General features: G+C 64.2%; 1 protein-coding gene. It reads left to right on the top strand.

Annotated elements, in window-relative coordinates; all coding sequences use genetic code 11:
• Positions 1 to 352, top strand: a 352-nt coding sequence (locus tag FQ668_RS27345) for an MFS transporter (RefSeq protein WP_144180758.1), incomplete at both ends; no start/stop codon positions are given.

The raw sequence follows: 352 nt of genomic DNA, 5'->3' as shown, positions 1-352 counted from the left end.
CAAGGGGTGCAGGCCGGCCAGGTGATGGCCGCCGCGGTGTTCCTGCCACTGGCCTACTTCATGCCCAGCGAGGCCTTCAACGACTGGGGCTGGCGCATTCCGTTCCTGATGAGCGCGCTGGTGCTGGTGGCTGGCTTCATCATCCGCAAGGAGGTCCACGAGACCCCGGCCTTCGTTAGGGAAGAGAAACAGGACAAGGTGGCCAAGTCGCCGATCAGCGAGGCCTTCCGCCACAGCTGGAAGCACATGGTGCTGGTGATGTTCATGGCGCTGATGAACGTGATCCCGGTGGTCGCCACCATCTTCGGCGCGGCCTACGCGGTGCAGCCGGCCTACGGCATCGGCTTTGACA

The organism is Pseudomonas sp. Kh14 (genome assembly GCF_900291005.1).
Taxonomy (GTDB): Bacteria; Pseudomonadota; Gammaproteobacteria; order Pseudomonadales; family Pseudomonadaceae; genus Aquipseudomonas; species Aquipseudomonas alloputida.
The sequence above is the reverse complement of the archived record's forward strand: the minus strand, read 5'-3'. Positions and strand labels throughout refer to the sequence as shown.